Source organism: Nostoc sp. NMS7, from assembly GCF_017115085.1.
In the GTDB taxonomy this organism is placed as follows: domain Bacteria; phylum Cyanobacteriota; class Cyanobacteriia; order Cyanobacteriales; family Nostocaceae; genus Nostoc.
Map to the genome: position 1 here is coordinate 19793 of NZ_JABXKJ010000142.1, position 7541 is coordinate 27333.

The following is a 7541-nucleotide window of genomic DNA, read 5'->3' on the forward strand; positions in this document are numbered from 1 at the left end:
AAACTGCGATCGCTACCTTGAGAAATAATACTCTAATTCAGCTTGGTAAACGACTGTGAGTTCCTTCGTGATGTCAACTGCTATTTTTAGTTGATCGCATTCTGTCCAAAATGGCTCGTAAGCGGAGTCGCTCAATAGTCTTCCTTTGACGGGATTAGGGCGTAAAAACACCGCTTTCCAGCCAAAATCGACAATTCTATGAAATTCATCCACTATTGACTCTGGTGCGTGCAGATTAATTGCTCCTACCCTCTTCAATCTATCTGGAGCGTAACTGCAAAAATCCTTTAACCAATTGTTATAGGCGCGGATAAAAGCGCCAGCAACTTCCGGTTGCATAGTATCAATCGCCCAAAGCCACAATCCATAAGTTGGATAAAGGAATGCCAGATCGATCCCCATCTGCATCATCTCTTGAACGTGAGACTTGACATTGTAGCTTTGGAAATAAGCATTAGGATGAGCTTGCATCATTTGCTTATTCGCCTTATCTCGAACTTGCCTAGAAACTTTTTTTACAATGTCTTCCCCTTGAATTTTCATGTCTGCTGAGGGAGCAAACTGTTTAAATTCTGGTTCGAGATATTCAGCCCACATACTTGGAGGTTCAATAACGTGGGAATCAGCATCAATAATCGAATATCCGTTTAGCATGATCTCTAATCAATCTAGCTCAGAATTGGGAGTTGGTACGTAACGCTACAAGTCTGATTACTACACTGAAATTTTTTCGTAGCTTTACATATCCTACAGTTTTTCGTGTCAGATGTGTAAGTGCTATTTTTCTCAAACATCTCAGAATCTATCTAAATTTTTGGGCGATAGATATTATCTGATCAGCTTGTTGCGGAAAGTTATTGTCCTGACAAAATAAAGTTATCAAGAACCCTAATGTGAATTCTTCAGCCTTGTCAGATCATCCAACTTGCGACTGTTCAAGCCAAAAGTAGCTTTGCGAAAACTATCTACATTCCAGCGTCCCATTATTGTTAGTTAAATCATTAGAACAGTCCTTAAAATTCTTATAACTAGTCTTTTGATATTGACCATTAGAATCTTTACACTCAGCACTCAAAGTATTGCCCTTTAAAGAGCTACTGATACAAGTACCTTGGTAGGAACCTGATGGAATTGGAGTTTTAAAAAAATAAGTTAATCCTCCTCCCAGGGCTACGACAAGACTTGTAAATGCTGTAATAATACCAGGTAATGAAGTCCAAAAATTGACGCTATTATTATTGCTTTGAGTCATATATCGTCCTTGAATTCTCAAATTCATAAAATTGAGATTTGCATCAAATTACGGTTCTAAAGCTTTTATTCTTTCCTTCAGTTTGTGACACTTGAGGTGCAGAATGTGAGCTTCAATCGCAGTGAATTACCTTTGATATTAGTTTTTCTCTGAGCTGTGAAACTCATAAAAGTCATCCCAGAACTCATAGAAAAACTCATGAAAAATAACATCATTCAGTAAGGAGAACCTCACATCCACATGGGAAAAGAGTTGAGTTGCTCTTGTGTCAGTGGTTCTTGCAACCAACCCATTTTCACAGGAACCTCATAAAGCCGTCCGGGTGCTAACCTTTTCCACATATGGCGCATTCCCGGAACGATGACTTTGGCAACGTGAAGCCCAATATCGGGACGAGTCTGATCTAAAACCAGCATTTCTAAACCACTGTTCTCAACGATTTGTTGACAGAGCTTGACATCTTCGAGTAAATCGTCATTTGCCATTTCGCGATAATCGCCACTGACTCTAGCAGCAATGCTCTGGCTTGGAACTAAATAAGGTTGCTCGCTTAAAGTTGCGGTTTTCCACCAATCTACCGCCAAGCCATCTGCTGACGGGGGATATTGAGTACTTCCATCAGCTTTGGCAAATAAAACATTAGGTAAAATTTGGTTAACTTCAGTCAAGGCTCGACTAATAGCAATCTTGGCATCTAAATGAGCGCCATAACCCAAAACAATATCTTCTACAGAGCGATCGCTTCTTCGAGTAACAGCAGCAAAAACTGGAATATTCAGATCGCTGGTAATATCTAAAACCCAAAGTTCCCGATTAATAGTTTGATAATATTGCTTCAAGCTTTGAAAATAAGGCTCGTCGAAACTATCTAAATCCACTTGCGGCTTTTGCAGGGAGTTATACCACCATAAGGCGACAGCATCTCGCTCTACTAACTCCATAAACCCTTGCAGAATAGCTTCTTCAAGAGTATTACCCGCCGCACATCCATTAGAATCAGCCCAACAGTCGGGTTTATAATCCGGTTGATAGCCATAATAACAGTAAGCCGTTGGCAGATACTTAAACTCCTGATGGGTTAAAGACCAAACAGGAGTCCAGTCAATTTCTCTTTCTTCATCAAAAGGTTCAGGGACTTTTTGAAACCAACCTTGACACTCAACATTCCATTGCTCTCTATTCTGATATTGCTGTTGGCTGAAGTTCATACAAACATTAGGATGCATCGCCTTGTCCCCCATTTGTTGGTAACTGGCTTTTTCTCGAATTTCATACCCTTGAAACACCCCAGAATATCGCTCGATCGCTTCGCAAAAACCACTAGCCATCGCTTGAGAGTCAGTCCTACCTTTCCCCGCACTTCTACCCCCCAAATTTTGGCGCAAACTAGATACATCGTCGAAAACACTGAGAAAATGATGTTTAGCGATGTAATTATGAGTTAATCCATTCCCAGGAATTTTATTTAGTTCTCGCACAACGCCAGTAATGGGGCTAATATGATGTTGATATTTCCTGAGAGTTTCTTGTGGCGAACAAATACGGTGTCCTCCATCGACGGTAAAGGTTTTCTGGCGGTGTTCTAAAACAACAGGTAGGGGGTTGTTAGTTAACCCATTTACCATCTCTCCACAGCTAGAACATTGAGGACGCTTCACCCAGCTATGATTTTGAGTTTGCAGTGCGATCGCATCGTAAGCAATCAAATTGCTTTCTAATTGTTGATTTTCCCCTTGGACAATCCACTTAAACACCTCTGTGGCTACCATTCCTAAAGCGGTTTGTACTGTAGATGGCAAAAATCCCAAAGGAGTAGCTAAATGGGAAGAAATTTGCTTCTGTCTCTGAATAAACTCTTCAATCGGTCTATTATCTCGCAAACGCTGGGCTAAACACTTCCAACAACCTGTTTTCTGAGGATTAAATAAAGGGCCAATCCAGACTATTGTCCCTGATGGCTTAACCAGTATCCAGGAAGATTGGGATTTTAAGGCTTGTTGATTGAACTTATCTAGCTCAACATTGAGATAATCATCGGTTAAAACTACTGTCAAATCACCTTCGTCTGCTACTTGAATTTGGAGAGACTTAAGCACAGCAATCAAGTCTTCAGCAGCAACCGAACCTAATGTTTTTACTGCTACTTTAGTTGATCGCAATCTTTGATGGGCTACTGTGGGAGAAATATTGAGATGATGGCAGAATATGCCTAAGTGCGATGCCAGAGAGTTATTTTCTTGAATAAGATAGCCCTTTTGTTGCATTTCTAATAAAGCATATTGGGCTTTAATACTCACATTGAGAACTTCTTGGAAAAAAGTGGTAGCTGACTGTAAAGATTTTGGGTCTTTCAGTAGTGACTGTTGAATGGTATCAATAATTTCGTCAATATTGCGATCGCCATAAGTAGGTAGGCGAAAAAATTTATAACTATGTAACGAAAACTTAACTAGAGGTATTAAAGTTAAATTTTACACGTTGCGTACTATAGTTTCCTTTTTCTCCTCTAGATGTAACACCATCAATGACCGCATAAGCAAGGTCTAACTCATCATCAAATATTTGCCCAGATAGCTCATCTTTTTTTAAGTGTTGCCACTCCAATTCAATTGGATTCATTTCAAAACAGTACTTTGGTAAAAAGAAAATGTACAAACCCATATATTCCCACTTTTTCCATAACTGCTGAACTTCCTTGCATCTATGTATGGGACCGTTGTCTTGTACTATTACTCTCATGCGTCCAGACTTCTGGGCTTCAAGCGCTTCTTGCTCGATCAAATGGATGTAAGATTTGCGATTGACACCTCCAATAACCAGACCGTAAACAAAACTGATTATTGGTTGAAGAAACCCAATAATGCTTAATCTACGACCACGACGTTTTTTTTGCTCTAAGCGTTTTTGTTCACCCTTAAAATAATAGGTATAACCAGGTTCGCTCCATAGGCAAAACCCTGATTCATCCAAATATTTTAGGTCTATTTCTCCCGCAGCAGCAGATAATTCCAACATATCTAGGTCTACTTGCTTGTTTGCTCGTGCTATTGGGTCTTGCTTCCCTTTGTGACTCTTCCTTGCTCGCTTCCAATTGACCCCCTTTTTTTGAGTACCCGTCTTAATCTGTCGGGACTCAGTTTCACATTGCGATAGCGAAGCGCTGCTGCGAAGCGTAGATCGCGTTCTAATTTTTGCGTAAGTTGAAGACTATTGTATGTACGTGGTTCTTCTTTGAGGCATTTTTCCAAAAACACTATGTCAACTTCAGTCCATTTTGGCTTTCTTCCTCGTCCTGATAGCTCCCAAAGCCCTTCCAGCCCAAATTTATCCCATTTGTGCAAAACTTCTCTCACCGTTTGAACAGTCAGATTAAAGTGAGCAGCTATTTTCTCCACGTACCACCCATGTGCGTTCAGCCTAATTATTTCTGCTCTGTCTTTGACCTTCTGTGACACTTCTGCTGTTCTCAGATTTAATAAGGTTTTGTTTTGCTCACGAGTCAAAAATACTCTTAGACGAGCGCCCATACTTTAAGTTACCTCGGTAGATGCATTCTCCGTATTTATTTATCTTTACATAGCTTGGTTTTTTTGTGCCTACCTACTTAGATTAAAGTAGCTAAACTACAAGAAACGCGATTGCTTAACCAGACCTTTTCTCTTTCGGACAACAAAAATACATTGTCTACTTCTATAGTTTTAACAGAATAACAAGGGTTGAATTGGATTTGAAGTTGTATTGAGCTTTATTAATTATTTATTTACTAATTCAACTGTCATTTTAGCAGAGTTACCTTGTAGTTAATTTTTATTATTTTAGTTTGATTAATTTGTTCTAGCCTATCTAAATTATTTTTACATAAATTTTTATTTAAATCATTTTAATAGCTAATATAAAAACTCATAACTTCTTATAAAAAAGCATCTCTCGGCGAAAATACGGTGATAAATTGAAAGCTTATTACCGTGGTTTTCGATACAAGGCAAACGCATCTAAATATTGACGAGCCTGAATCAGGATGAAATACACCAAGACTCAAACTACATAGGGCTTTGGGGAAATTGAATCTCACTCATTATAAAAATAATAATCATTACAAGGGGGGAGTTAGAAACAGCCGTCGGCTGCCTGAACTTTCACGTATTTCCTTGACAACCCTGAAGTTGCTCCTGATAACAATCAGGCTGAACGCTCACTTCGTTTAGCTGTGACAAAACGTAAGATTAGTGGTGGTTCCCGTTCAATGGAGCGGTTTCAACACACTGCTAATTTATTGACGGTAGTGCAAACCTGTCGCCGTCAAGGTCGGTCTGTGATTGATTTCTTTGTACAAGCACTACTGGCCGATTCTATTAATTATCAGTCTTGTCCGTCTCTACTTCCTAACTATTAGACCTGAATCCTTACTCGTGTTCGATTATGGAAACTCGAACTGTAAAAATTTGCTACCCTTAAAGGGTTAGATATCACTGTCTGTCATTTACCTCCTGGAACTAGCAAGTGGAATAAGATTGAACATCGGTTATTTTCACATATCAGCATGAATTGGCGAGGCTGTTCGTTGACGAGTCACGAGGTCATTGTTCAGCAGGGTTAGCGCATCTCAAACCCCTTGCGGGGGGACAAAATGGTTTAGAATCCTTATATTGCAAAGAGTGTAGCAATTTGTGGTAAAAGAAAAAGAGTCCTCATTCGCAACAAGCTCTATTTAATGATAATGTTACCAGAATTCTACGAAACAAACCTCAAGCGAGAATTGGGACGTGCAGAATATTTATTACTAAAAATTCTGATTAATTTATTGCAATCAATAAAAACTGTAAGCCTTGAAGCATTGGCTACTGGTTTACCTATACCAATATTATTTGAAAGTAGAAGAAAGAAAATCCAACGTTTCTTATCTTTAAATTACATCAATATTGAAGAGATATGGTTCCCAATTATTAAAAGTTGGCTAGAAATATATTTTCCTTTAAATAAAGTTGTTTATTTAGTAATAGACAGGACTAACTGGGGATGTATTAATTTATTAATGATCAGCGTAGTTTGGATAAGAGGTCTATCCCAATATATTTTGAGTTATTAGACAAATTAGGTTCGAGTAATTTTAATGAGCAAGAAGCAGTATTTAAAAAAGCATTACCGATTTTCAAGAATTATAAAACTGTATTGTTAGGAGATCGGGAATTTTGTTCAATAAAACTGGCTAACTGGCTTACAGATCAGAAAGTGTACTTCTGTTTACGTATAAAAAAAGATGCTTTCATAGAAATAGAACCGGAAATTTGGCTGCAATTAAAAAACTCCGGTTTATCTCCTGGTGTTTCATTCTTTTACCAAGGTATTAAATATACAAAATCTACAGGATTTATTACCTTTAATCTTGCAGGTAAATGGAAACGTAAGCGCTTTGGAGTTGCTCCAGAAGAAGGTTGGTTTATCCTGACTAATTTAGATGATTTAGATTCAGCGCTCATTGCTTATAAACAGCGTTTTGATATTGAAGAGATGTTTAGAGATTTTAAGAGTGGTGGTTATAACTTGGAAGATACTAATGTATCAGGTCAAAGGCTAATTTCCCTAATATTATTAATCTCGCTCGCCTATACAAGCGCAACTATATCTGGTCAAAAAATTAAACGCATGGGTGTTCAAAAATATGTTGGACGAATTAAAGAATTCTTAAGGACAATTCGCCGTTATAGCAGTTTTTATATTGGATTATATGGGTCTAACTGGGTTAATTTCATGGAAAATTCTTATGAATTGGTGGCTGAGTTAATGACACTAGCTCCTAATAAGCGTAAGTATTATCAACAAGGGGAAAGAGCTATGAAGCTTATTTTATCTGCATCCTAGCCCTTTTTGTCCCCCCGTAAGCTCAAACCCTATTGACAGGTGGATTACAGTATGGTTTTCGAGTTTGAGACAGCCGCTGCCAACACCGAAACCATGTATTGATCGTTCATAGCGGCTCGTCGTGACTTTTGGCGAATACTGCGAAGAAAAGATGTTTCTCGCTCTAAGGCATTGAGTGCAATGCGACGTAGTAAAGCAAAATTCTGTGGGCTGTGTAGAGAACGAATTCGGCATTTATCTTCATGGAATGTGACATCTAATGTCCAATGAACAGAGTTTTCTATCCCCCAGTGCTGTCGAATTGCACTACCAACCTTGTGAGCATCACTGGCAAGGCTAGAGATGTAAAATTGCACCTCATTGGTAGTCTTATTACAATGCTGAATGGAACGCACTACCATAACTACTGTTGTCAGTCCTGCCCACAAAT

General features: G+C 38.7%; 4 protein-coding genes and 4 pseudogenes. 3 read left to right on the plus strand and 5 right to left on the minus strand.

Annotated features, from left to right (window positions below; all coding sequences use genetic code 11):
• Nucleotides 1-12: 12 nt before the first annotated feature.
• From HWQ38_RS14625 to HWQ38_RS14640, 4 genes and pseudogenes are all read right to left on the minus strand, one after another.
• Nucleotides 13-654 (minus strand): amidohydrolase family protein, encoded by a 642-nt coding sequence (locus HWQ38_RS14625; protein WP_292794684.1) that lies wholly within the window; start codon nucleotides 652-654, stop codon nucleotides 13-15.
• A gap of 307 nt (nucleotides 655-961) precedes the next feature.
• Nucleotides 962-1252, minus strand: a complete 291-nt coding sequence (locus tag HWQ38_RS14630) for a hypothetical protein (RefSeq protein WP_292794685.1) — start codon at nucleotides 1250-1252, stop codon at nucleotides 962-964.
• A 230-nt stretch (nucleotides 1253-1482) separates the two neighbouring features.
• Complete coding sequence (locus HWQ38_RS14635) at nucleotides 1483-3549, minus strand: TOMM precursor leader peptide-binding protein (protein ID WP_292794686.1); 2067 nt, start codon at nucleotides 3547-3549, stop codon at nucleotides 1483-1485.
• Between the two features lie 148 nt (nucleotides 3550-3697).
• Nucleotides 3698-4779 (minus strand): annotated as a pseudogene (locus HWQ38_RS14640) (IS630 family transposase).
• A 614-nt stretch (nucleotides 4780-5393) separates the two neighbouring features.
• On the opposite strand from HWQ38_RS14640, the pseudogene HWQ38_RS14645 reads away from it, so the two are divergent.
• The 3 pseudogenes from HWQ38_RS14645 to HWQ38_RS14655 all read left to right on the plus strand — a co-directional run.
• A pseudogene (locus HWQ38_RS14645) lies at nucleotides 5394-5645 on the plus strand (transposase); the annotation flags it as partial.
• A 15-nt stretch (nucleotides 5646-5660) separates the two neighbouring features.
• Nucleotides 5661-5837 (plus strand): annotated as a pseudogene (locus HWQ38_RS14650) (ISAzo13 family transposase); the annotation flags it as partial.
• 132 nt (nucleotides 5838-5969) lie between these two features.
• Nucleotides 5970-7111: pseudogene (locus HWQ38_RS14655) on the plus strand (IS4 family transposase).
• A 44-nt stretch (nucleotides 7112-7155) separates the two neighbouring features.
• On the opposite strand, the gene HWQ38_RS14660 reads toward HWQ38_RS14655, so the two are convergent.
• Nucleotides 7156-7541: ISAs1 family transposase (locus HWQ38_RS14660; protein ID WP_292794687.1), on the minus strand; the 386-nt coding region annotated here is incomplete at its 5' end.